Source organism: Pseudomonas sp. B21-009 (assembly GCF_024749345.1).
Lineage (GTDB): Bacteria > Pseudomonadota > Gammaproteobacteria > Pseudomonadales > Pseudomonadaceae > Aquipseudomonas.
Genome location: NZ_CP087199.1, coordinates 5,383,897 through 5,406,784 on the forward strand (window position 1 = coordinate 5,383,897; position 22,888 = coordinate 5,406,784).

Below are 22,888 nucleotides of genomic sequence, written 5' to 3' on the forward strand. Positions count from 1 at the left end.
ACTTGACCCGCGATTGGCCTCACCGCTTAGCGATGATATACACCGCATGCACGATGCCCGGAATGTACCCCAGCAACGTCAGCAGGATGTTCAGCCAGAAGGCGCCGCCGAAGCCGACCTGCAGGAACACACCCAGCGGCGGCAGGAGAATGGCGATGATGATGCGAATAAAATCCATTGGGCAGCTCCCTTCAAAGATGTACTAGAACTGACTCTAGCGCGGCACCAGGGTTCCACTCGTTGGCAGCAGACAAAAAAACGCCCCAAGCCAAAAACAACAGGCCCGGGGCGATGCGCAGGAACGCGAGACGGTTCGGAAAATTCGTTAACGCGATGTATTGATCAGGCCGTGGCCTCGCGTCGCTGGTTCTGCTGCGCGGCATGCACGCGGGCAAAGGCCCGGGCCAGGCGCAACAGCATTTCGTCGATGTTGCCCTTGCTCACCGTCAGTGCCGGCGAAAAGCGCAACACGTCGGCTTGCGGGGCATTGAGCAGCAGGCCTTCGTGCAAGGCAGCCTGGACCAGCTCACCCGCATTGTCTTCGCTCAGTTGCAGCGCCCAGAGCAGCCCCTGGCCACGCACCTCGACCTGGCCATAGCGGCCGGCCAACCGGCTCAGGCCATCGCGCAGGTGCCGCCCGGAATCTTGCACATGCTCGAAGAAGCCCGCCTCCAGCACGGTCTGCAATACCGCCAGGCCTGCCGCAGTCATCAGTGCATTGCCATGGTGACTGCCTTCCAGCTCGCCGGGCGCGGCGCAGCAGGCGCTGCCACGGGCCAGCAGGGCCGCCAAGGGCACGCCGCCACCCAGGCCCTTGCCGAGGGTGAGAATATCGGCACGTACGCCGTACAACTGTTCGGCGAGCATCGCCCCGCAGCGGCCGACGCCGGTCTGCACTTCATCGAGAATCAGCAGGATGCCCAGCTCGCGGCACAGCCGCTCGACGCCCTGCAGGTACGCCTGGGTCGCCGGAATCACCCCGGCTTCGCCCTGGATCGGTTCGAGCATGATCGCCACGGTGCGCGAGTCGACCGCCGCGTGCAGCGCTTCAAGGTCGTTGAACGGCACCTTGCTGAAGCCCGGCAACCCCGGCTCGCAGCGATTGCACGGCGACGGGTCGGAAGCCGACAGCGCGCCCAGGCTGCGGCCATGGCAGCTCTGGCTGGCGGTGATGATGTGGAAGGCGCCGTTGCGATGCAGCTGGCCCCATTTGCGCGCCAGCTTGATCGCCCCTTCACAGGCTTCGGCGCCGCTGTTGAGCAGATAGGCCTGATCGCTGCCGGTGCTTTCGCACAGTTGGTTGACCAGATTCAACAGGCCGCGGTTATGAAAACCGGCACCCGGATTGATCAGCGCCTGGGCCTGGCTGCCCAAGGCTTTGACCAGCACGCTGGGGCTGTGGCCGAGGCTGTTGACTGCACAGCCCTGGGTAAAATCCAGATACGCATGGCCTTCACTGTCCCATAACCACGAACCCTGGCCGCGAACGAACACCTGGGGCGCTCGCGCTACCGCCGGCATCAGGCATTCCCGCGACAGGTCTTCTACCGGTTGCGCAGCGATCTTGCGCTCGGCCACGGCCGGAGCCGGGCGGCGCAGGTTGAACAGGTTCATGCGCGCAGCCCCTCGAGCGGCAGGCCAAGCAAACGCGCGGTCCAGTCTTCGACCTGACCGGTGCGCATGCGCTTGATGGCGATATCGCGCCAGCGAGACGAGAGGGCCGGACAATCCACCAGCTTTTTCAAACCTGCATGCTCCAGAGGTTCACGGTAAAAAGTGCGTAGCGCCCAGGCCACGGTCAGGCCCGGATAACTGCGTTGAATCAGTTCAAAAGGCTCGTCGGCGCTGACGAAACCTGGCCTGAGCACCCGGTAGAACCAGCCACAGCGGCCACTGTCCTGGGCCTGTTGCGGCAGGTTCGGCAAACCCCAGCGATGGCTCAGGCGATAGCACGGCGAACGCGGCTGGCTGATCTGCAACAGCGCCCCGCCCCAGCGGAACATGTCGCCCAGGCATACCTGATGTTCATCCAGGCCGTGGGTCGAGAGGTTTTCGCCAAAACCCGGGGCGCGCCAGTCGATCTGTGGATAACGTTGCCGCCACCAGGCGTAATGCTCGGCCGGGTAGTGGTGCAAGGCCCGTTCGGGGCCGGTATGGAAGCGTGGGTCGCCGTGTTCGTCGTTACCCAACCCTTGCGGCCATAACCACAAGCGTCTTGCAACCTCCTGCTTATCGATATCAGTCAACAAGCCATGCCCGAGGTTTTTTGCCTTGCCTATGTAAACGCCATCCACATACACGGTATTCATCGCGCCTTCTGGCCCTGTAAACCTTGTGAATACGGGATAGACTAGGCTTCTTGGCGGCTAACGGCCATTTGGTTTTTCGAGCATTTTTGATAAGTATCAGTTATGGATTTTCGCCAACTGCGTTATTTCGTCGCGGTGTATGAAGAGGGCCACGTCGGCCGGGCCGCCGAGCGCTTGTCGCTGTCGCAACCGGCGCTGTCACAGCAGATCCGCCAGCTTGAACAGAACCTCGATGTCAGCCTGTTCGAGCGCGGCAACAAGCGCCTGCTGCCGACCCTGGCCGCGCACACCCTGTACAACCACGCCCTGCCCTTGCTCGATGGCTTGCAGCGGGCCCGTGAGGCCCTGCGCAATTTCAAGGGCCAGTCGTTGCGCACCCTGGCCATCGGCGTACTGCAAACCGTGCGGCCAAGCCTGGTGCCGCAACTGCTAGACCGGGTGCGCAAGGCGCAGCCGCACCTGGTGGTGCAAATCTATGAGCTGTCGGGGCTGGAGATCGAGCGGCGCCTGCTCAATGGCAGCCTGGACATCGGCATCAGCTACCTGCCGCCGCGCCAGCCCGGCCTGCATGGGCTGTTACTGTACGAAGACGAGCTGCAACTGGTCATCCCCAACACCCACCCCTTGCGCGAATTCAAGAAGGTATCGCTCAAGCAGGCCGCCGAATTGCCGATGCTGCTGCTCGGCGAAGAATTTCAGGTGCGGCAGATCTGGCAGTCGCAACTGGCCAACCTCGGCCGGCGCCCGCAAGTGCAGGCGGAAATGAACAACATGGGCGGGATTCTCGACAGCCTCGCGCACACCTCGCTGGCAACGGTACTGCCCGGGCGCGCCAAGGAAGTGGTCGAAGATGACCAGGACTTGTTGTGGAAGCCATTGAGCGAACCACGGGTGCCGCTGAAGATCGGCCTGGTGTTTCGCGATGCACAGCGCCAGCAAGCCTCGGTGGAGTTGCTGCGCAACCTGCTGGAAGAAGAAGCCGACCCGCGCCAGATCGGCGTGTCGCCGCTGGATGTACTGGGCTGAGGTCAAATCGCAGGCAAAAGAAAACCCCGCCGAAGCGGGGCTTTGCAGACTGTTTCCCTGAAATCCTTTTCGCCCCGCCATCCTGGCAGGAATCCTTCGTGTCCGTGTTCTGTACTTTGCGCTTCCTGCGCTACGTCCATGTGAGAAGATTAACTGTGGATCCAATCTTCCGATAGAGGCGAAAAGTCACCACGTCATGTAAGAGAATGCTTACAAACAACTATTACGCTTAAAACTGCGCCGCATCCAGCAGGTACAGCGACTCGCTACCGGCTTTGACCGAAGCGCTCAGCGAGTGAATCCGCGGCAGCAGACGGGCGAAATAGAAGCGTGCGGTGCCCAGCTTGCTGGCGTAGAAATCGTCCTCGCCTTGCTTGGCCAGGGCGGTCCGGGCCATCAACGCCCACATGTAGGCATAAGCGGTATAGCCAAACGCCTGCAGGTATTCAACAGACGCCGCGCCGATTTCATTCGGGTTGCTCTTGGCCCGGTCGAGCACCCAGGCGGTCAGGTCGTCGAGGTTGTCGAGGGCGGCATTCAGCGGTTTGACGAACTCGTCCAGCTCGTTGCCAGCGCTGGCGGTGAAGTGGCGGATCTCGTCGGCGAACAACTTGTACAGCGCGCCGCCGCTACCAACCACCTTGCGCCCCATCAGGTCGAGGGCCTGGATGCCGTTGGTGCCTTCGTAGATCTGGGTGATGCGCACATCGCGCACCAGTTGCTCCTGGCCCCACTCACGAATGTAACCGTGGCCACCGAACACTTGCTGGCCATGCACAGCCGATTCCAGGCCCAGATCGGTTAGGAATGCCTTGGCCACCGGCGTCAGCAAGGCCACCAGGTCTTCACCGCGCTTGCGGGTCTGGGCGTCTTCGCTGAACTTGGCGGTATCGAGCTGCATCGCCACATAGGTGGAGAACGCACGGCCGCCTTCGTTGAGGGCCTTCATGGTCAGCAGCATGCGCCGCACATCAGGGTGGACGATGATCGGGTCGGCGACCTTGTCCTTGGCTTGCGGGCCGGTTGGCGAGCGGCTCTGCAGGCGGTCGCGGGCATATTCGATGGCGTTCTGGTAGGAGCGCTCGGCCGAGGCCAGGCCCTGGATACCAACGCCCAGGCGCTCGTAGTTCATCATGGTGAACATCGCCGCCAGGCCCTTGTTCGGCTCGCCGACCAGGTAACCGACCGCTTCATCGAAGTTCATCACACAGGTGGCCGAGGCCTGGATGCCCATCTTGTGCTCGATCGAGCCGCAAGTGGCCGGGTTGCGCGCGCCCAGGCTGCCATCGGCATTGACCAGGACCTTCGGTACCAGGAACAGGGAAATGCCCTTCGGCCCGGCAGGGGCGTCCGGCAGCTTGGCCAGCACCAGGTGGATGATGTTCTCGGTGAGGTCGTGCTCGCCACCGGTGATGAAGATCTTCGTGCCGCTGACCTTGTAGCTGCCGTCCGCCTGAGGCTCGGCCTTGGTGCGGATGATGCCCAGGTCGGTGCCGGCGTGCGGCTCGGTCAGGCACATGGAGCCGGCCCAGATACCGGCGTACATGTTCGGCAGGTACTTTTCCTTGAGCTCTTCACTGGCGTGGGCGTTGATCGACAGGCAGGCACCGGCAGTCAGCATCGGGTACAGGCCGAACGCCAGGCTGGACGAGTTGACCATCTCCTCGACCTGGGCCGAGATCACCTTGGGCATGCCCATGCCGCCGTAGGCCGGGTCGCCACCGACGCCCACCCAGCCGCCTTCGGCGTAGGTCTGGTAGGCCTCGATGAAACCGGCCGGGGTGCTCACCGCACCGTTGTCCCAGTGGCAGCCTTCTTCATCGGCGCTGCGGCTCAGCGGCGCGATGCTCTTGCTGGTGACCTTGCCGGCTTCTTCGAGCACCGCCAGCGCGGTTTCTTCGTCGACCACTTCGGCCAGGCCCGGCAACTGCGCCCAGAGCCTGGACACCTCGAAGACTTCATTGAGGACGAAGCGCATATCGCGCAGGGGCGCTTTATAGTCAGCCATGGCTACCTCTCACACTAGAGTCGGGGACGGCCCGCAGGCCGCATCACTGTTATGCAAGCAGTGTAACCGAACAACTTTTGTGACACATAGGGTCATCTGGCGACTGTATAGTCTATTTCGGTCACGCCATGCGTACGGCACCACGCTTGGCCTGTACACCGTAGGCGACGACACAGTTACGCCCGGCACCTTTGGCACTGTACAAGGCCTGGTCGGCGGACTTGAGCACTTCGTCGGGTGAGCGATGATCGGCCAGACGCTCGCTGACGCCGATACTGATGGTCACCGAAACGCTTGAGGCCGCCGACGCACCGCGGCGCTGGCGCCCTTGCTGGTCGTCCTGGGGGCGGCTGTCCTGATTGCGCAACTGGATGTTGTAGTTGGCGATCACCTCGCGCACGGCCTCAAGGTGCGGCATGCACTCCTCGATGCTCTTGCCGGCGAACACCACGGCAAATTCCTCACCGCCATAGCGATAGGCCCGACCACCGCCGGTAACTTTGGACAGCTTGCTGGCCACCAGGCGCAACACCTGGTCACCGACGTCGTGGCCATGGGTGTCGTTGAATTTCTTGAAGTGGTCGACGTCGGTCATCGCCAGCACATAGTTGCGCCCCAGGCGCTGCATGCGTTCGTTGAGCGCGCGGCGGCCGGGCAAGCCGGTCAGCTCATCGCGGAAGGCCATCTGATAAGCCTCGTGGGACACCGCTGCGGCAATCATCAGCATCACCTGGCTACACATGATGTTCAGGGTGAACGGCAGGATAAAAGTCTTGGGCAGCATCCAGAAGATACCGATCAGGCCGATCAACTGCGCGGCATGCAACGGCCGTGGCTGGCGCAGGTACTGCACCACCAGCAGGATGAAGGCGCAGAAGAACACCGGGTAGGCCAGCTGGATCAGGCTCATCCACTGGCCGTGCAGCGATGGCCAGCGGATCTCCGCCAGCCAGCTCAGCAGTGCCTGCGGGAAACTCTGCTCCAGGCCCAGGGCGACGCTGCCCACGGCCAGCAGTACGGCGAAGCGCGCGACCATGTCCTGGAACAGGTGGGTACGCTCCTGCCAGGCGCCATACAGGGCAAACATCAGCGGCAACAGCAGGCAAACCAGGTGGAACACCACCGCTGCGTCTTCGCGCACGCGACCGTTGTCGCGGTAGAAGTCGGTCTGGGTGTCGAGCAGGAAGTAGGCGATGTACACCGTGAGCATCAGAAACAGTTCGCGCTGACGACGGTACACGGCGCAATAGGCGCCGCCGAGCAACAGGACCAGAGTAGGCAGGACATTGAACAGTGAGGTGAAAAAGACGCTGAGGTCTCTCACATAAGCGGCCGCGAGCCCCGACACCAGCAAACAGACTGATGGCAGGAAGTGGCTCAGGCGTACAGCGGATAAACGAAACAAGGGTAATCTCCGACCCGGCAGATCAATAATGGCATTGTGCCTTAATGTATCGGCAGCGCACATGAATAGATGAATGCGCTTGGTCGGTGGGAGCGGGCTTGCCCCGCGATAGCATTCTGTCAGCTACCTCACATCGCGGGGCAAGCCAGCTCCCACAGAAAACAAAAGGCAAAAAAAAACGCCTGCCGGTGAGGGCAGGCGTTTTTCCTTACAGCCTTTGAATCAGTACGACAGACCGAAGTGCTCTTCGTTCATGTCCATCAGGTTGTTGGCGCCCGACAGCATGGTTGCGACATGGGTGCGGGTACGCGGCAGGATGCGCTGGAAGTAGAAACGCGCGGTCTGCAGCTTGGCGGTGTAGAAGGCTTCTTCAGTGGTGCCGGCAGCCAGCTTCTCGGCAGCCAGGCGCGCCATGTCGGCCCAGAAGTAGGCAAGGCAGGCGTAACCGGAGTACATCAGGTAGTCCACCGAAGCGGCGCCGACTTCTTCGCGGTCTTTCATTGCAGCCATACCGACCTTCATGGTCAGCTCGCCCCACTCTTTGTTCAACTGGGCCAGCGGTGCGACGAACTCGCTGATCGCCTCGTTGCCTTCGTTGCCCTGGCAGAACTTGTGCACGATCTTGGTGAAGCCCTTGAGCGCTTCGCCCTGGGTCATCAGTACTTTACGGCCGAGCAGGTCCAGCGCCTGGATGCCGGTGGTGCCTTCGTACAGCATCGAGATGCGGCTGTCGCGAACGTTCTGCTCCATGCCCCACTCGGCGATGAAGCCGTGGCCGCCGTAGATCTGTACGCCGTGGTTGGCTGCTTCGAAGCCGACTTCAGTCATGAACGCCTTGGCGATCGGCGTCATGAAGGCCAGCAGTGCGTCGGCTTTCTTCTTCTCTTCTTCGTCCTGGCTGTACTTGACGATGTCCACCTGCTTGGCGGTGAAGTAGACCATGGCGCGGTTGCCTTCGGCGAACGCCTTCATGGTCAGCAGCATGCGGCGTACGTCCGGGTGGACGATGATCGGGTCAGCGGCTTTGTCCGGCGCTTTCGGGCCAGTCAGCGAGCGCATTTGCAGGCGGTCGCGAGCGTATTTCAGGCCGCCCTGGAACGCCACTTCAGCGTGGGCCAGGCCTTGCAGCGCGGTACCCAGGCGAGCAGTGTTCATGAAGGTGAACATGCAGTTCAGGCCTTTGTTGGCCGGGCCGATCAGGTAGCCGGTAGCGGCGTCGAAGTTCATCACGCAGGTGGCGTTGCCGTGGATGCCCATCTTGTGTTCGATCGAGCCACAGGAAACGGCGTTGCGCTCACCGACAGTGCCTTCGGCGGTCGGCAGGAACTTCGGCACGATGAACAGCGAAATGCCTTTGGTGCCAGCAGGAGCATCGGGCAGGCGGGCCAGGACGATGTGGACGATGTTGTCGGCCATGTCGTGCTCACCGGCCGAGATGAAGATCTTGGTGCCGGTAACTTTGTAGGAACCATCAGCCTGAGGTTCGGCCTTGGTGCGCAGCATGCCCAGGTCGGTACCGCAGTGTGGCTCGGTCAGGCACATGGTGCCGGTCCATTCGCCGGATACCAGCTTGGTCAGGTAGGTCTCCTGCTGCTCGGCGGTGCCGTGCTCGGAGATGGTGTTCATCGCGCCGTGGGACAGGCCAGGGTACATGCCCCACGACCAGTTCGACTCGCCAACCATCTCGCTGACCGCCAGGCCCAGCGACTCAGGCAGGCCCTGACCGCCGTGCTCGACGTCATGGGCCAGGCTTGGCCAGCCACCTTCGACGAACTGCTTGTAGGCTTCCTTGAAGCCGGATGGGGTTTTTACGCCCGACTCGCTCCAGGTGCAGCCTTCAAGGTCACCGACACGGTTCAGCGGGGCCAGTACCTGTTCACAAAACTTGGCGCCTTCCTCGAGGATGGCGTCAACCATGTCCGGGGTGGCGTCCTGGCAAGCCGGCAGGCTCTGATAATGCGCTTCGTAGCCGAGCAGCTCGTCACGAACGAAGCGAATATCACGCAAGGGGGCTTTGTAATCAGGCATAGCGATGAACCTCTGCTGATGAATCCTGGATAGGGAGACCGCGATATACCGACCAGCTCTAGGCGGCTTTCGGTCAAACAGTTGTTTGAAACATACGTTTACGCCGAAAACTTGTCAAGCATCAAGCAGAGGGCAGTTCGGCCATGCCAGACTGCGCGATTGCCCTGGCCAAATACCCCGCAAACGCGCAGCCGAGCGCCGGCCTGCAAGGCCAAGGCGCTGATACATAAAGACTAGTTGAAGGCGCGCAGAGGGCGAGCCGCAGGGGGTCAGGCGTAGGTATCGATCAGGGTGCCGAGCATTTCGTCCGATGCTTTGGCCACTTTGACACCAAGTTCGACCTGATGCTTGCCCAGCGCCATCTCGACGCTGCTGGTGGCCAGGTCCATCTGCTGGCTGCGATCGACCGCACGCAGGCGCTCGGCCTGATAGTCGCTGGACTGGCTGGTGGCGGCACGCTCGACGGTGGTGTTGGCGATCTGGCTGGCGGCCTGATCGACGCGGTTCTGCCCGGCCTGAATGGCGCCGAGCCCTGCGTAGTAGACTGAGTTGCCCGAGATTTCCATGTCGAAACTCCATGACGCTGAAGGCGAACAGCCTCTATTGAAGCAGACTTGCCAACAAAAGGCCCGTTGAAAACACTAATGGCACTGTGCCTTACGATAGACGAGCGTCAGTCCAGCAGGTCCAGTTGCAAGTGCGCGGCCACCGCTTCAGCGCTGACCTGCTTGAGCTTCGGCACCCGCCCGAGGCACGGCGCCGGTAAACGTTCGGCGAGGCTGGCGAGGTTTTCCTCCAGGCGCGAGGTGCGCGGGTCGACAATGTTGGCCACCCAGCCAGCCAGTTGCAGGCCATCGCGGGCAATGGCTTCAGCCGTCAGCAAGGCGTGGTTGATGCAGCCCAGACGTACGCCGACCACAAGGATCACCGGCAGCTTCAGGGCCACGGCCAGGTCCGACAGATTGGCCTGGTCGGACAACGGCACGCGCCAGCCACCAGCACCTTCGATCAGGGTGAAATCAGCGCCTTGGGCCAGCACCTCGCGCATCGGCGTCAACAAGGCCTGCACGCTCAGGGCGATACCGGCCTCGCGCGCAGCCAGGTGCGGGGCAATGGCCGGCGCGAAGGCGAACGGGTTGACCTGCTCGTAGGGCAGCTTGAGCGAACTTTCGGCGATCAGCGCCATGGCATCGGCGTTGCGCAGGCCCTGGCTGCTGGCCTCGCAACCGGACGCCACCGGCTTGGCACCGAGGGTGCTCAGGCCGGCCAGGTGCGCGGCGTGCAGCAGGCCGGCGGCGATGGTGGTCTTGCCGACGTCGGTGTCGGTCCCTGCAATGAAATAGGCCGGGTTCATCTCAATCCCCTTCTACCGGCGGCTTTTGCAGTACACCGTAGACCACCTGGTAGGTCGCCGGTAGTCCTTGCGGCTGGCGGAAGCGCTCATAGGCCTGCAACAGCCCCTGCATGCGCGCGCGTCCGGTCAGGCCTGCCGGACGGCCGGGGTTGAGGTTGTGGGCGCCGAGGGCCTTGAGTTCGTGGGTCAGGCTGCGTACGTCCGGGTAGTACAACACATGGGGCCGGGCCTGCAGGCTCAGCACCTGCAGCTCACTTTCGCCGCACAGGCGCTGATAGTCCTCAAGGCGCCGGAAGCGATTGACGTGCACCAGGCCATCGACTGCCTGCCAGCTTTCACGCAGCTCGTGCAGGGTGCCAACACAGAGGCTGGCGAACTCCAGTACACCGCCGGGCTGCAGTACCCGCCGGGCTTCGCTGAGCACGGCGCGAAAATCGCCGCACCATTGCACCGCCAGGCTGGTGAAAATCAGCTCGACACTGGCGTCGCGCAGCGGCAAGCGCTCGGCATCGCCAGCTACATAATGATGCGCCCCGCCCTGCTCGCGGGCGTGCTCGAGCATGCCTTCGGCGATGTCCACGGCGATACCGGCGGCCTGGGGAAAACGGCTGTTCAGGGCGCGACTGAAGTAGCCGGTGCCACTGCCCAGGTCCAGCCAACGTTGCGGTTCAAGTGCACCCGGCAACTGCTCAAGCAGCGCAGTACCTACCGCACGCTGCAGTTCGGCGACACTGTCGTAGCTGGCGGCGGCGCGGGAGAACGACGCGGCAACCTGGCGTTTATCGGGCAAGGCGCCGGGCAGGCCCGGCAGGGAAAGATCAGTCATCGCCACTCTCATGTACAAAGGCCTTGATTGCTGCTGCCAACTCATGAGGTGTTTCCATCACAAAACCATGAGCACTGTCTTCCAGCAGCCCGACTTCCACGTCGGGCAGAATCTCCAGCAACTCGCCGGCGACCTCCGCCGGCACCAGCTCGTCACGCCCGGCAAACAGGTGCAACTGCGGGCCGCCATAATCTTGCACAGCCTTCCGGGTATCGAGCTGGCCGAGCACCTGCAACCCCGCCACCAGTTCCTCGGGGGCCGGCGCGGGCATGCAGGCGCTGAGCAACCGGGCCAGGCTGCGCGGCTCTTGCGCGCCCTGGCTGCACAGCGAAACAAAGCGCTTGAGGGTGACCTGGGTGTGATAGCGGCAGCCTTCGAGGAAGGTCTGGAAGGTATCCACCGCCATACCGTGCGGCCAGCCTGGGCGCGAAACAAAACTGAGGTTGCTGCCCAGGGTGATCAAGCCATGGCAGTCATCGCCGCGCCGAGCGGCGAGCTCTGCGGCGAGCATGCCGCCCAGCGACCAGCCACCCAGCCAGGCATGGCGTGGCAGTTGCCGGTCGAGCTTGTCGAGCCAGTCTTCGGGGTTGCTCGACACCAGGCTGGGCAAGGCCTGGATCTCGACCCGCAAACCGGGGTCGATGGCCCGCAGGGTCGCCACCAGCGGTTGCAAGGCGGAGCTGCCCAGGCCCCAGCCCGGCAACAGGATCAGATGATTACGCATCAGCAGGCTCCAGCAGCGGATAACAGTCAGCCAATGCATTCAACAATAGCTGCACCTGCGCCGCGCTGTGCGCCGCACTCAGGGTCACGCGCAGCCGCGCACTGCCGGTAGGCACCGTGGGTGGGCGGATCGCGGTCACCAGCAGGCCGCGCTCGCGCAGCAGCTGCGACAGGCGCAAAGCGCGCGCGCTGTCGCCGATCAGGATCGGCTGGATTGGCGTGAAGCTGTCCATCAACTGCAGGCCAATCTGCTCGGCGCCGCGGCGAAATTGCTGGATCAACGCCGCCAGGTGCTCACGTCGCCAGTGTTCGCTGCGCAGCAGTTCCAGGCTGCGCAGGGTGGCGCAGGCCAGCGCCGGTGGCTGGCTGGTGGTATAGATGTAGGGCCGGGCGAACTGGATCAGGCATTCGATCAGCTCTTCGCTGCCCGCCACGAAAGCACCCGCGGTACCGCAAGCCTTGCCCAGCGTACCGATCAGCACCGGCACCTGCGCCAGTGTCAGGCCGAAATGCTCGACGATGCCGCCGCCGTTGCGTCCCAAGGTACCCAGGCCATGGGCGTCGTCGACCATCAGCCAGGCGTCGCGGGCATTGGCCGCTGCAGCCAGGGCGGGCAGGTCGGCCAGGTCGCCGTCCATGCTGAACACCCCGTCAGTCACCACCAGGGTGTTGCCGACGGCCTTGTCCAGGCGGCTGGCCAGGCTCTGGGCATCGTTGTGCAGGTAGCGGTTGAAGCGCGCGCCGCTGAGCAGCCCGGCATCGAGCAGCGAGGCGTGATTGAGGCGGTCTTGCAGCACCGTATCGCCCTGCCCGACCAACGCGGTCAGCGCGCCAAGGTTGGCCATATAGCCGGTGGTAAACAGCAATGCCCGCGGCCGTCCGGTGAGTTCGGCCAGGGCTTCTTCCACCGCGTGATGCGGGCTGCTGTGGCCGATCACCAGGTGCGAAGCGCCGCCGCCGACACCCCAGCGCTCGGCACCGGCGCGCCAGGCGGCGATCACTTCCGGGTGATTGGCCAGGCCCAGGTAGTCGTTGCTGCAGAACGCCAGCAACGGCTGGCCGTCGACCACCACTTCAGGGCCCTGCGGGCTTTGCAGCAGCGGGCGCTGACGGTACAGGTCAGCCGCGCGGCGTTGCTCGAGCCGCGCGCGAAGATCAAAAGCCATGCGCGCCTCAGGCCGAGGCGGCGTTGTAGAACAGCTCGCTGCTCTTCTGTTCCACCAAAGCCTGCTCGATGGCCGCCTGATGGACTTCGTCGGCGTGCTCTTCACGGGCTTCGGGCTGGATACCCAGGCGCGCGAACAGCTGCATGTCCTTGTCGGCTTGCGGGTTGGCGGTGGTCAGCAGTTTCTCGCCGTAGAAGATCGAGTTGGCGCCCGCGAAGAAGGCCAGGGCCTGCATCTGCTCGTTCATCGCTTCGCGCCCGGCCGACAGCCGCACGTGGGATTTGGGCATGAGGATGCGGGCCACGGCGAGCATGCGGATGAAATCGAACGGGTCGACGTCTTCGGCGTTTTCCAGCGGAGTGCCGGCGACCTTTACCAACATGTTGATCGGGACCGACTCCGGGTGCTCCGGCAGGTTGGCCAGCTGGATCAGCAACCCGGCGCGGTCGTCCAGCGACTCGCCCATGCCGAGGATGCCACCCGAACAGATTTTCATCCCGGCGTCGCGCACATAGGCCAGGGTCTGCAGGCGATCGCTGTAAGTGCGGGTGGTGATGATGCTGGCGTAAAACTCCGGCGAGGTGTCGAGGTTGTGGTTGTAGTAGTCCAGCCCGGCCTCGGCCAGCGCCTGGGTTTGCTCAAGGTCGAGCTTGCCAAGGGTCATGCAGGTTTCCAGGCCCATGGCCTTGACCCCTTTGACCATCTGCAGCACGTAGGGCATGTCCTTGGCCGACGGATGCTTCCAGGCCGCACCCATGCAGAAGCGGGTCGAACCAATGGCTTTGGCGCGGGCGGCCTCTTCGAGGACCTTCTGCACTTCCATCAGCTTCTGTTTTTCCAGCCCGGTGTTGTAGTGGCCGGACTGCGGACAATATTTGCAATCTTCCGGGCAGGCGCCGGTCTTGATCGACAGCAGGGTCGAGACCTGCACGCGGTTGGCGTCGAAATGCGCGCGGTGCACGGTTTGCGCCTGGAACAGCAAGTCATTGAACGGCTGCTGGAACAGGGCTTTGACCTCGGCCAGGGACCAGTCGTGACGTGTTGTTGCAGTTGTGCTGGCGCTCATCGGCGGTTCCTTGTTTAGGCTTGTACAAGCGCCGGCACAGGAAACCCCGCCAGCGCATCACGGATAGCTCGCATAGTTAAGGAAGGCTGATGCACTGTCAACCACAAGTCAAAAACAAGGTTTACAACTGGCTATTTAATAACCATACCTGTCTGCTCTGCAATGAAGCGGCCGAGCAGCCCTACCCTTTGTGTGTCGCCTGCGAAAGCGAACTGCCCTGGCTCGATGAGCATTGCCAGGTCTGTGCCCTGCCGCTGCCCATGCACGGTCTGGTTTGCGGCCAGTGCAGCCGGCGCCCGCCGGCTTTCTATCGGGTCGAGGCGCCCTGGCACTACGGCTTTCCGGTCGATGCACTGGTCACTCGCTTCAAGCACAACAGCCAGTGGCCGCTGGGCCGCCTGCTGGCACAACTGCTCGGGCGCTGGTTGATCCATCGCTTTGAAGAAGGGCTGCCGCGCCCGGCCTTGTTGCTGCCGGTGCCGCTGGCAAAGCGGCGTTTGCGCCAACGTGGCTACAACCAGGCGGGCATGCTCGGTCACTGGCTGGCGCAGCAACTGGGCATAAGCTGCAGCGAACAGGTGCTTATCCGCACCCTCGATACCCCGGCCCAGCAAGGTCTCAAGGCGCAGGCGCGCAAACGCAACCTGCGCCAGGCCTTCGCCATCCACGACAGCAAGCTGATTGCCGGGCGTCATGTGGCGCTGGTGGATGACGTGCTGACCACTGGCGCTACTGCCCAGGCCTTGGCCAGCCTGCTGCTCAAGGCGGGCGCCCGGCGGGTCGATGTCTACTGCCTGGCACGCACCGCCAAGCCCGGCAGCGCTTGACTTGCACGCGGGGTGCGGGCACTTTCGGGCTGTTTCCTTTCAGGTGCCCGTTACCGATTATGTCTCTGCCTGCCCTGCTCACCCAGCACATCGTCCGCCGTCCGCAGCGTATTGCCTTGCTGCAACACATTGCCGAACAAGGCTCGATCACCCGTGCGGCGAAAAGCGCCGGCATGAGTTACAAGGCCGCCTGGGATGCCATCGACGAGCTCAACAACCTGGCGGCCAGCCCGCTGGTCGAGCGCAGTGTCGGCGGCCGTGGCGGCGGTGGGGCCAAACTGTCCACCGAAGGCCAACGGGTGCTGCGCCTGTACCAGCGTTTGCAGGCGCTGCAGGCGCAGATCCTCGAAGCCGCCGAAGACGCCAGCGATCTCGACCTGCTCGGCCGCCTGATGCTGCGCACCAGCGCGCGCAACCAACTGCACGGGCGTATCAGTTCGATCGAGACCCAGGGCCGCTATGACCGCATCAGCCTGACCCTGGCGGGTGATCTGCGCATCGACGCCGAGATCACCCACGACAGCACCGCTCGCCTGGAACTGAGCCCCGGTACCGCCGTCGTCGCCCTGATCAAGGCCGGCTGGCTGGAGTTGCTCGGCCTCGATGAACAACCTGCGCAGGGCTACAACTGCTTGCCGGTCAAGGTCGATGCCTTGCTTGACGACGCCGAGGGCCCCACCGAAGTGCGCCTGGCCCTGGCCAGCGGGCAAACCCTGTGTGCCTTTGCCGAAGCTCACTGGCTGAAGGATCACCGGGTCGTTGTAGGTAGCGACCTGCAGGTGCAGTTCCAGCCTTCCTACGTACTTCTCGGAACGCCGTTGTAAAACTGCCACAAAACCGTCATGCGCCCTGACTAAGGTGACTGCCAAACCCGCAGGAAGCCTGTCATGCACCTATTAGAAGAACACCAGCCAACCGACCTCGAACAGCTCACCCATCTCAGCCGCCGGCGCTTTATCGGTGCCGGGGCCCTGTGCGGCGCAGCGTTGTTTCTCGGTGGCAATCTGCTCAGCCGCAGCGTTCTGGCCGCCAGCGTCAGCGCCGGCAACAGCAGCCTGCTGGGCTTTGCCAGCATTCCCGCCGCCAGCGCCGACAGCATCAGCCTGCCGCCAGGCTACAAGGCCCGGGTGCTGATCAGCTGGGGCCAGCCGCTGCACGCCAACGCGCCAGCCTTTGACCCTTCCGGCAATGGCAGTGCCCAGGCCCAGGAACTGCAGTTCGGTGACCACAACGACGGCATGAGCCTGTTCCCCTTCCCCGGCGACGACAACCGCGCGCTGATGGCGATCAACAACGAGTACACCAACTACCGCTACCTGTTCAGCCACGGCGGCAAACCGGCCTCTGCCGAAGAGGTGCACAAGGCCCAGGCCGCTGAAGGGGTGTCGGTAATCGAAGTGCGACGCGCCGACGGCCAGTGGCAATTCATCCAGGATTCGCCCTACAACCGACGCATCCATGGCAACACGCCCATCAGCCTCAGCGGCCCCGCCGCCGGCGATGCCCTGCTCAGAACCGCGGCCGACAACAGCGGGCGCAAGGTGCTGGGTACCTTCCAGAACTGCGCCAACGGCAAAACCCCGTGGGGCACCTACCTGACCTGCGAAGAGAACTTCACCGACTGCTTCGGCAGCAGCGATCCGGCCCAGGCCTTCGATACCGCGCAGAAGCGTTATGGCGCTTCGGTCAGCGGCAAGGACGTCGACTGGCACCCGCACGACCCGCGCTTTGACCTGGCAAAAAATCCCAACGAGCTCAACCGCCATGGCTGGGTGGTCGAAATCGACCCGTTCGATCCGCAATCAACGCCAGTCAAGCGTACTGCCCTGGGCCGCTTCAAGCACGAAAACGCCGCCCTCGCCGAAACCGCCGACGGCCGCGCGGTGGTGTACATGGGCGACGATGAGCGCGGCGAGTTCATCTACAAGTTCATCAGCCGCGAGCGCATCGACCACAAGAACGCCAGCGCCAACCGCAATCTGCTGGACCACGGCACCTTGTATGTGGCGCGCTTCGACGATGGCGACCAGAACCACGACCATCCGCGCGGCAAAGGCCAATGGCTGGAACTGACCCACGGCAAGCACGGCCTCAACGCCGCCAACGGTTTTGCCAGCCAGGCCCAGGTGCTGATCCATGCACGCCTGGCCGCCAGCCACCTGCAGGCCACGCGCATGGACCGCCCGGAGTGGATCGTGGTCAGCCCCAAGGACGGCCAGGTCTATTGCACCCTGACCAATAACTTCAAACGCGGTGAAGACGGCCAGCCGGTCGGCGGCCCCAACCCGCGCGAGAAGAATGTCTACGGGCAGATCCTGCGCTGGCGCGAAAGCGCCGATGACCATGGCGCGATGAGCTTCGACTGGGACCTGTTCGTGGTGGCCGGCAATCCATCCGTGCATGCCGGTGATGCCAAGGCAGGTTCCGCCAACATCACCCCGCAAAACATGTTCAATAGCCCCGATGGCCTGGGCTTCGATGCCGATGGCCGCTTGTGGATACTGACTGACGGCGACTACAGCAACAGCGGTGACTTCGCTGGCATGGGCAACAACCAGATGCTCTGTGCAGATCCTGCCAGTGGCGAGATCCGCCGCTTCATGGTCGGCCCGGTGGCCTGCGAAGTGACCGGCATCGCCTTTGCCCCGGACCAGCGCACGCTGTTCGTCGGTATCCAGCATCCGGGCGAAACCGGCGGTTCGACCTTCCCCGAGCACCTGCCCAATGGCAAGCCGCGCTCGTCGGTGATGGCAATCAGCAGGGAGGATGGTGGGATCGTTGGCGCCCATCTGTAGGAGCGGCGGTGCGACAACTCGACTTGACCCGCGATGACGCCAGTGCAGACGGCACATCAGGTGGTGTCTGCATCGCGGGGCAAGCCCGCTCCCACACGAGCCGGCGATGTGCGATACCATGCAGGAACCTTGCGGCCACCTGCCGCATAGCAGGAGCGAGCATGTCCCACCCCTTTGAAACACTCACCCCCGACCTGGTCCTGGACGCCGTGGAAAGCATTGGCTTTCTCAGCGACGCCCGGGTGCTGGCACTCAACAGCTACGAGAACCGGGTCTACCAGGTGGGCATCGAAGGGGCTGAACCACTGATCGCCAAGTTCTACCGCCCGGATCGCTGGAGCGACGCGGCGATCCTCGAAGAACACAGCTTTACCGCAGAACTCGCCGAATGCGAAGTGCCGGTGGTGGCGCCACTGGTGCACAACGGCGAGACCCTGTTCGAGCACAGCGGCTTTCGCTTCACCCTGTTCCCGCGCCGCGGTGGTCGCGCGCCGGAGCCAGGCAATCTTGATCAGCTGTATCGCCTCGGGCAATTGCTCGGCCGCCTGCACGGGGTTGGCGCTACCCGCCCGTTCGAGCACCGCGAAGCGCTGGCGGTGGATAACTTCGGCCACGCCTCGCTGAACACCCTGCTCGAAGGCAACTTCATCCCTAAAAGCCTGCTGCCGGCTTTCGAATCGGTAGCCCGCGACCTGCTCAAGCGGGTCGAAGCGATCTACGCCAGCACTCCGCACCAGGTCATCCGCCTGCACGGCGACTGCCACCCGGGCAACATGATGTGCCGCGACGAAGTGTTCCACATCGTCGATCTCGACGACTGCCGCACCGGCCCGGCCGTGCAGGACCTGTGGATGATGCTTGCCGGCGAACGCCACGAGCGTCTTGGCCAACTCGCCGAGCTGATGGATGGCTACAACGAGTTCCACGATTTCGACCCGCGCGAGCTGGCGCTGATCGAGCCTCTGCGCGCCCTGCGCCTGTTGCATTACAGTGCCTGGCTGGCCCGGCGCTGGGACGATCCGGCGTTCCCGCGCAGCTTCCCCTGGTTCGGCCAGGAGCGCTACTGGGGCGACCAGATCCTCGCCCTGCGCGAGCAAATGGCGGCGCTGGATGAAGAACCGCTGAAATTGTTCTGAAGCGCGTGCGAGTCTGTCTACAATAGCCCCCTGCTTTTAGATAGCTGCCTAAGCAAGGAATCTGCATGCACGCCGCCAACCCGCGCCGCGGGTACATCCTGGGCCTGAGCGCCTACATCATCTGGGGTTTGTTCCCGCTCTACTTCAAAGCGCTGCAAAGCGTCCCCGCGGTAGAAATCATCGTCCACCGGGTGCTCTGGTCGGCGCTGTTCGGCTCGTTGCTGCTGCTGGTCTGGAAACATCCGGGCTGGTTGCGCGAACTGCGCGAAAACCCCAAGCGCCTGGCAATCCTGGCCCTGAGCGGCTCGCTGATCGCCGGCAACTGGCTGACTTACGTGTGGTCGGTTAACAACGGGCGCATGCTTGAAGCCAGCCTGGGCTACTACATCAACCCGCTGGTCAACGTGCTGCTGGGCATGCTTTTACTCGGTGAACGCCTGCGCCGTTTGCAGTGGGTCGCAGTAGGGCTGGCCGCGCTTGGGGTAGCGCAACAAGTTTGGCAGGTCGGTAGCCTGCCCTGGGTATCCCTGGTACTGGCGCTGAGCTTTGGTTTCTATGGCTTGATCCGCAAACAGGCGCCGGTCGCCGCCCTGCCCGGGCTGGTGGTGGAAACCTGGATGCTGGTGCCGCTGGCCATCGGCTGGATGCTGCTCAACCCCATGGCTCACAGCGCCCAGGCCAGTTTCTATACCAGTAGCGAAGCCTTGTGGCTGATAGCCGCAGGTCCGGTCACCCTGGTGCCGCTGGTGTGCTTCAACGCCGCCGCCCGGCACCTGCCCTACACCACCCTGGGCTTCTTGCAGTACCTGGCGCCAACCCTGGTCCTGCTGCAGGCGGTGTGGCTGTTCGGCGAGCACCTGTCGAGCAGCACCTTGGTGGCCTTCATGTTCATCTGGGCGGGCCTGGCGCTGTACAGCGTCGACGCCTGGCTGAGCCTGCGCCGGCGCAGCTGATCAAAAAACACACAACCACCTGCAGGCCACGCCAATCGTGGCCTGCAGCGACATCTCCCAAGCTTATCCACAGGCGCATCCCCGATAAACCGGGATAACTAATCCTCGGGGCGCAGGTTCAATTCGACCATCAGGTCGTCGGCCAATGCCTCCAGTTTGCCCTGCAACACCTCCAGCGACAGCGTCAGCGGCACCGCCAGCAAGGCATCGGCATGGAACAGCGGTTCGCTGCTCATCGGCGCCGGGCGTACCTCGGTGGTCAGACGCTCGACGTTGACGCCCTGCTCGGCCAGCAGCCGGGTAATGTCGCGAACGATACCCGGGCGGTCATTGCCCACCAGCTCCATGGCGATCGGCTTCCAGGTGCAGGACGGCTCAATGCCGCTCTCGGCGATCAGCACACGAATGTCGTGCTTGATCAGGGCCTTCAGCGCCTCGACCAGTTCATCGTAGGACTCGGCCGGCACCGCTACCTTGAGAATGCCGGCAAATTGCCCGGCCATGCGCGACATGCGGCTCTCCAACCAGTTACCGTTATGCTCGGCAATGCATTGAGCGATCCGCTCGACCTGCCCGGCCTTGTCGGGGGCGATCACTGTCAATACGAGATGATCCACGCGCTAACCCTCTGCTTTTGACGTTCAGCCCCCGAAATCAAAGGGCGCGCAGAAAGTATAGGCAAGGCGCGGCAACCTGCCGCAGGAGCAGCGATTGACTAATCGTGTACTGTTTCAAGATTTATCTGGAACAATCTGCCGCTTTTTTGAGAACATACGCACTCCCAGCGTGACCCTATGCGACCAATTGGTCGCAGAACGACGTATTTAGTCTGATTTTCACAACCGCAGCGCATCATGTAGTATGCCGCAGCGTGGACTACAAAACGTTGGATCGATGTCTGCCAAGGCGCCTGTGAAAATACGCCAACGCCTGCCAGCCTGTCTGGCAGGCCGCACCCAGCCGCCCACAAGGGCATGTTCTGGTGCCGTGTTTAGAGAAGCGCGCAAGGCTTAAATAGAAGAGCTGAATAGCTGAGCAGAGTGAGGCAAGCAATGACTGAACACGTTCAAGTCGGTGGCCTTCAGGTCGCCAAAGTCCTGTTCGACTTCGTGAACAACGAAGCCATTCCCGGAACCGGCGTCAACGCCGAACAATTCTGGGTGGGTGCGGAAAAGATCATCAACGACCTCGCTCCAAAGAACAAAGCACTGCTGGCCAAACGTGACGCACTGCAGGCGCAGATTGACGCCTGGCACCAGGCGCGCAAAGGCCAGGCTCACGATGCCGTGGCTTACAAGGCCTTCCTTCAGGACATCGGTTACCTGCTGCCAGAAGCTGCAGACTTCCAGGCCTCGACCCAGAACGTCGACGACGAAATCGCCCGCATGGCCGGCCCTCAGCTGGTCGTGCCGGTCATGAATGCCCGCTTTGCCCTGAACGCCTCCAACGCCCGTTGGGGTTCGCTGTACGACGCGCTGTATGGCACTGATGCCATCAGCGAAGCCGGCGGCGCAGAAAAAGGCAAAGGCTACAACAAGGTTCGCGGCGACAAGGTGATTGCCTTCGCCCGCGCCTTCCTCGACGAATCGGCACCACTGGCTGCCGGCTCCCATGTCGACTCCACTGCCTACCGCATTGAAGACGGCAAGCTGGTGGTCGCCCTCAAGGGTGGCAGCAACAGCGGCCTGCGTGACGATGCCCAGCTGATCGGCTATCAGGGCGACGCTTCGGCGCCGACTGCGATCCTGCTCAAGCACAACGGCCTGCACTTCGAAATCCAGATCGACGCCAGCACCCCGGTCGGCCAGACCGACGCCGCCGGGGTCAAGGACGTGCTGATGGAAGCCGCCCTGACCACCATCATGGACTGCGAAGACTCGGTTGCCGCCGTCGATGCCGACGATAAAGTGGTGATCTACCGCAACTGGCTGGGCCTGATGAAAGGCGACCTGGCCGAAAGCGTCAGCAAAGCTGGCCAGACCTTCACCCGGACCATGAGCCCGGACCGCGAATACACCGCGCCTAACGGTGGTTCGGTCAGCCTGCACGGCCGTTCGCTGCTGTTCGTGCGTAACGTCGGGCACCTGATGACCATCGACGCCATCCTCGACAAGGACGGCAACGAAGTGCCGGAAGGCATCCTCGATGGCCTGGTCACCAGCCTCGCCTCGATGCACAACCTCAATGGCAACACCAGCCGCAAGAACAGCCGCACCGGCTCCATGTACATCGTCAAACCGAAGATGCATGGCCCGGAAGAAGCTGCGTTCACCAACGAGCTGTTCGGCCGCATCGAAGATGCCCTGGGCCTCAAGCGCAACACCCTGAAAGTCGGGATCATGGACGAGGAGCGCCGCACCACGGTCAACCTCAAGGCCTGTATCCAGGCGGCCAGCGAGCGCGTGGTGTTCATCAACACCGGCTTCCTCGACCGTACCGGTGACGAAATCCACACCTCCATGGAAGCCGGCGCCGTGGTGCGCAAAGGCGCCATGAAGACCCAGAAGTGGATCGGCGCCTACGAAAACTCCAACGTCGATATCGGCCTGGCCACCGGCCTGCAAGGCCGCGCCCAGATCGGTAAAGGCATGTGGGCCATGCCGGACCTGATGGCCGACATGCTCGAGCAGAAGATCGCCCACCCGCTGGCCGGTGCCAACACCGCCTGGGTACCGTCGCCGACTGCTGCGGCCCTGCACGCCCTGCACTACCACAAGGTTGACGTGTTCGCCCGTCAGGCGGAACTGGCCAAGCGTACACCCGCTTCGGTCGATGACATCCTGACCATCCCGCTGGCGACCGATACCAACTGGTCGGACGAAGAAAAGCGCAACGAACTGGACAACAATGCTCAGGGCATCCTCGGTTACGTGGTGCGCTGGATCGACCAGGGTGTCGGTTGTTCGAAGGTGCCGGACATCAACGATGTCGGCCTGATGGAAGACCGCGCCACCCTGCGGATTTCCGCACAGTTGCTGGCCAACTGGCTGCGTCACGGCGTGGTCAGCGAAGCGCAAGTCCTGGAAAGCCTCAAGCGCATGGCGCCGGTGGTCGACAAGCAGAACGCCAACGACCCGCTGTACCGCCCGCTGGCTCCGGACTTCGACAACAACATCGCCTTCCAGGCGGCGGTTGAGCTGGTCGTCGAAGGCAGCAAGCAACCGAATGGTTACACCGAGCCGGTGCTGCATCGTCGTCGTCGCGAGTTCAAGGCCCGGAACGGCCTGTAATCGCGTAGTCTTCATCGCGGGTCAAGTCGGAGCGGC

20 protein-coding genes are annotated in these 22,888 nt (G+C 63.1%); 7 read left to right on the forward strand and 13 right to left on the reverse strand.

All coding sequences use genetic code 11. The features are described 5' to 3' along the window. Positions 1 to 19: 19 nt before the first annotated feature. The 3 genes from LOY34_RS24955 to LOY34_RS24965 form a co-directional block, all read right to left on the reverse strand. The gene (locus LOY34_RS24955; protein ID WP_003177654.1) at positions 20 to 178 is read right to left on the reverse strand and encodes a YqaE/Pmp3 family membrane protein; all 159 of its coding nucleotides are present in this window, start codon (positions 176 to 178) and stop codon (positions 20 to 22) included. Positions 179 to 342: 164 nt separating this feature from the next. Next, the gene (locus tag LOY34_RS24960) at positions 343 to 1,614 is read right to left on the reverse strand and encodes an aspartate aminotransferase family protein (protein WP_195885165.1); all 1,272 of its coding nucleotides are present in this window, start codon (positions 1,612 to 1,614) and stop codon (positions 343 to 345) included. Continuing rightward, complete coding sequence (locus LOY34_RS24965) at positions 1,611 to 2,309, reverse strand: MOSC domain-containing protein (protein ID WP_045199223.1); 699 nt, start codon at positions 2,307 to 2,309, stop codon at positions 1,611 to 1,613. The genes LOY34_RS24960 and LOY34_RS24965 overlap by 4 nt, the downstream gene beginning before the upstream one ends. Before the next feature lie 102 nt (positions 2,310 to 2,411). On the opposite strand from LOY34_RS24965, the gene LOY34_RS24970 reads away from it, so the two are divergent. Then, a complete protein-coding gene (locus tag LOY34_RS24970; RefSeq protein WP_045199221.1) occupies positions 2,412 to 3,335 on the forward strand; it encodes a LysR family transcriptional regulator in 924 nt (307 codons plus the stop codon). Positions 3,336 to 3,564: 229 nt separating this feature from the next. Here LOY34_RS24970 and LOY34_RS24975 read toward each other — a convergent pair whose 3' ends face one another. From LOY34_RS24975 to bioB, 9 genes are all read right to left on the reverse strand, one after another. Next, positions 3,565 to 5,343: an acyl-CoA dehydrogenase C-terminal domain-containing protein gene (locus tag LOY34_RS24975; protein WP_195885166.1), complete on the reverse strand. Its 1,779-nt coding sequence runs from the start codon at positions 5,341 to 5,343 to the stop codon at positions 3,565 to 3,567. A gap of 121 nt (positions 5,344 to 5,464) precedes the next feature. Further along, complete coding sequence (locus LOY34_RS24980) at positions 5,465 to 6,748, reverse strand: diguanylate cyclase (protein ID WP_045199217.1); 1,284 nt, start codon at positions 6,746 to 6,748, stop codon at positions 5,465 to 5,467. Positions 6,749 to 6,970: 222 nt separating this feature from the next. Beyond that, entirely contained in the window at positions 6,971 to 8,776 is a 1,806-nt protein-coding gene (locus tag LOY34_RS24985) for a phenylacyl-CoA dehydrogenase (protein WP_010221411.1), read from the reverse strand. Between the two features lie 269 nt (positions 8,777 to 9,045). After that, on the reverse strand, positions 9,046 to 9,342 hold the full coding sequence (locus LOY34_RS24990; RefSeq protein ID WP_045199215.1) for a hypothetical protein: 297 nt from the start codon (positions 9,340 to 9,342) through the stop codon (positions 9,046 to 9,048). Between the two features lie 107 nt (positions 9,343 to 9,449). Beyond that, positions 9,450 to 10,130, reverse strand: coding sequence for a dethiobiotin synthase (gene bioD / locus LOY34_RS24995; protein WP_093378882.1), 681 nt, complete (start codon positions 10,128 to 10,130; stop codon positions 9,450 to 9,452). A 1-nt stretch (position 10,131) separates the two neighbouring features. Further along, positions 10,132 to 10,956: a malonyl-ACP O-methyltransferase BioC gene (gene bioC, locus LOY34_RS25000; protein ID WP_195885168.1), complete on the reverse strand. Its 825-nt coding sequence runs from the start codon at positions 10,954 to 10,956 to the stop codon at positions 10,132 to 10,134. Further along, positions 10,949 to 11,680 (reverse strand): alpha/beta fold hydrolase, encoded by a 732-nt coding sequence (locus tag LOY34_RS25005; RefSeq protein ID WP_195885169.1) that lies wholly within the window; start codon positions 11,678 to 11,680, stop codon positions 10,949 to 10,951. Before LOY34_RS25005 ends, bioC begins: the two co-directional genes overlap by 8 nt. Next, on the reverse strand, positions 11,673 to 12,845 hold the full coding sequence (bioF, locus tag LOY34_RS25010) for an 8-amino-7-oxononanoate synthase (protein WP_093378874.1): 1,173 nt from the start codon (positions 12,843 to 12,845) through the stop codon (positions 11,673 to 11,675). Before bioF ends, LOY34_RS25005 begins: the two co-directional genes overlap by 8 nt. A gap of 7 nt (positions 12,846 to 12,852) precedes the next feature. Then, entirely contained in the window at positions 12,853 to 13,911 is a 1,059-nt protein-coding gene (bioB, locus tag LOY34_RS25015; protein WP_123565345.1) for a biotin synthase BioB, read from the reverse strand. 89 nt (positions 13,912 to 14,000) lie between these two features. On the opposite strand from bioB, the gene LOY34_RS25020 reads away from it, so the two are divergent. The 5 genes from LOY34_RS25020 (at position 14,001) to rarD (ending at position 19,622) form a co-directional block, all read left to right on the forward strand. Continuing rightward, on the forward strand, positions 14,001 to 14,738 hold the full coding sequence (locus LOY34_RS25020) for a ComF family protein (RefSeq protein WP_093378871.1): 738 nt from the start codon (positions 14,001 to 14,003) through the stop codon (positions 14,736 to 14,738). 59 nt (positions 14,739 to 14,797) lie between these two features. Next, positions 14,798 to 15,562, forward strand: a complete 765-nt coding sequence (locus LOY34_RS25025; protein WP_195885170.1) for a TOBE domain-containing protein — start codon at positions 14,798 to 14,800, stop codon at positions 15,560 to 15,562. 63 nt (positions 15,563 to 15,625) lie between these two features. Next, entirely contained in the window at positions 15,626 to 17,533 is a 1,908-nt protein-coding gene (locus tag LOY34_RS25030; RefSeq protein WP_195885171.1) for a PhoX family phosphatase, read from the forward strand. A gap of 161 nt (positions 17,534 to 17,694) precedes the next feature. Further along, on the forward strand, positions 17,695 to 18,669 hold the full coding sequence (locus LOY34_RS25035; protein ID WP_093378854.1) for a serine/threonine protein kinase: 975 nt from the start codon (positions 17,695 to 17,697) through the stop codon (positions 18,667 to 18,669). Between the two features lie 65 nt (positions 18,670 to 18,734). Next, positions 18,735 to 19,622: an EamA family transporter RarD gene (rarD, locus tag LOY34_RS25040; RefSeq protein ID WP_045199195.1), complete on the forward strand. Its 888-nt coding sequence runs from the start codon at positions 18,735 to 18,737 to the stop codon at positions 19,620 to 19,622. A gap of 98 nt (positions 19,623 to 19,720) precedes the next feature. Here the strand turns inward: rarD and LOY34_RS25045 are convergent, their stop codons facing one another. Continuing rightward, positions 19,721 to 20,239: a glycine cleavage system protein R gene (locus LOY34_RS25045; RefSeq protein ID WP_045199194.1), complete on the reverse strand. Its 519-nt coding sequence runs from the start codon at positions 20,237 to 20,239 to the stop codon at positions 19,721 to 19,723. A 435-nt stretch (positions 20,240 to 20,674) separates the two neighbouring features. Between LOY34_RS25045 and LOY34_RS25050 the strand changes: the two genes are divergently transcribed. Then, on the forward strand, positions 20,675 to 22,852 hold the full coding sequence (locus tag LOY34_RS25050) for a malate synthase G (protein ID WP_195885172.1): 2,178 nt from the start codon (positions 20,675 to 20,677) through the stop codon (positions 22,850 to 22,852). The last annotated feature ends 36 nt before the right edge of the window (positions 22,853 to 22,888 follow it).

Excerpts from the sequence above, each read along its gene's own strand:
- LOY34_RS24955 (WP_003177654.1), bottom strand. The coding sequence starts at position 178 with ATGGATTTTATTCGCATCATCATCGCCATTCTCCTGCCGCCGCTGGGT.
- LOY34_RS24960 (WP_195885165.1), bottom strand. The coding sequence starts at position 1,614 with ATGAACCTGTTCAACCTGCGCCGCCCGGCTCCGGCCGTGGCCGAGCGC.
- LOY34_RS24965 (WP_045199223.1), bottom strand. The coding sequence starts at position 2,309 with ATGAATACCGTGTATGTGGATGGCGTTTACATAGGCAAGGCAAAAAAC.
- LOY34_RS24970 (WP_045199221.1), top strand. The coding sequence starts at position 2,412 with ATGGATTTTCGCCAACTGCGTTATTTCGTCGCGGTGTATGAAGAGGGC.
- LOY34_RS24975 (WP_195885166.1), bottom strand. The coding sequence starts at position 5,343 with ATGGCTGACTATAAAGCGCCCCTGCGCGATATGCGCTTCGTCCTCAAT.
- LOY34_RS24985 (WP_010221411.1), bottom strand. The coding sequence starts at position 8,776 with ATGCCTGATTACAAAGCCCCCTTGCGTGATATTCGCTTCGTTCGTGAC.
- LOY34_RS24990 (WP_045199215.1), bottom strand. The coding sequence starts at position 9,342 with ATGGAAATCTCGGGCAACTCAGTCTACTACGCAGGGCTCGGCGCCATT.
- bioD (WP_093378882.1), bottom strand. The coding sequence starts at position 10,130 with ATGAACCCGGCCTATTTCATTGCAGGGACCGACACCGACGTCGGCAAG.
- bioC (WP_195885168.1), bottom strand. The coding sequence starts at position 10,956 with ATGACTGATCTTTCCCTGCCGGGCCTGCCCGGCGCCTTGCCCGATAAA.
- LOY34_RS25005 (WP_195885169.1), bottom strand. The coding sequence starts at position 11,680 with ATGCGTAATCATCTGATCCTGTTGCCGGGCTGGGGCCTGGGCAGCTCC.
- bioF (WP_093378874.1), bottom strand. The coding sequence starts at position 12,845 with ATGGCTTTTGATCTTCGCGCGCGGCTCGAGCAACGCCGCGCGGCTGAC.
- bioB (WP_123565345.1), bottom strand. The coding sequence starts at position 13,911 with ATGAGCGCCAGCACAACTGCAACAACACGTCACGACTGGTCCCTGGCC.
- LOY34_RS25020 (WP_093378871.1), top strand. The coding sequence starts at position 14,001 with ATGCACTGTCAACCACAAGTCAAAAACAAGGTTTACAACTGGCTATTT.
- LOY34_RS25025 (WP_195885170.1), top strand. The coding sequence starts at position 14,798 with ATGTCTCTGCCTGCCCTGCTCACCCAGCACATCGTCCGCCGTCCGCAG.
- LOY34_RS25030 (WP_195885171.1), top strand. The coding sequence starts at position 15,626 with ATGCACCTATTAGAAGAACACCAGCCAACCGACCTCGAACAGCTCACC.
- LOY34_RS25035 (WP_093378854.1), top strand. The coding sequence starts at position 17,695 with ATGTCCCACCCCTTTGAAACACTCACCCCCGACCTGGTCCTGGACGCC.
- rarD (WP_045199195.1), top strand. The coding sequence starts at position 18,735 with ATGCACGCCGCCAACCCGCGCCGCGGGTACATCCTGGGCCTGAGCGCC.
- LOY34_RS25050 (WP_195885172.1), top strand. The coding sequence starts at position 20,675 with ATGACTGAACACGTTCAAGTCGGTGGCCTTCAGGTCGCCAAAGTCCTG.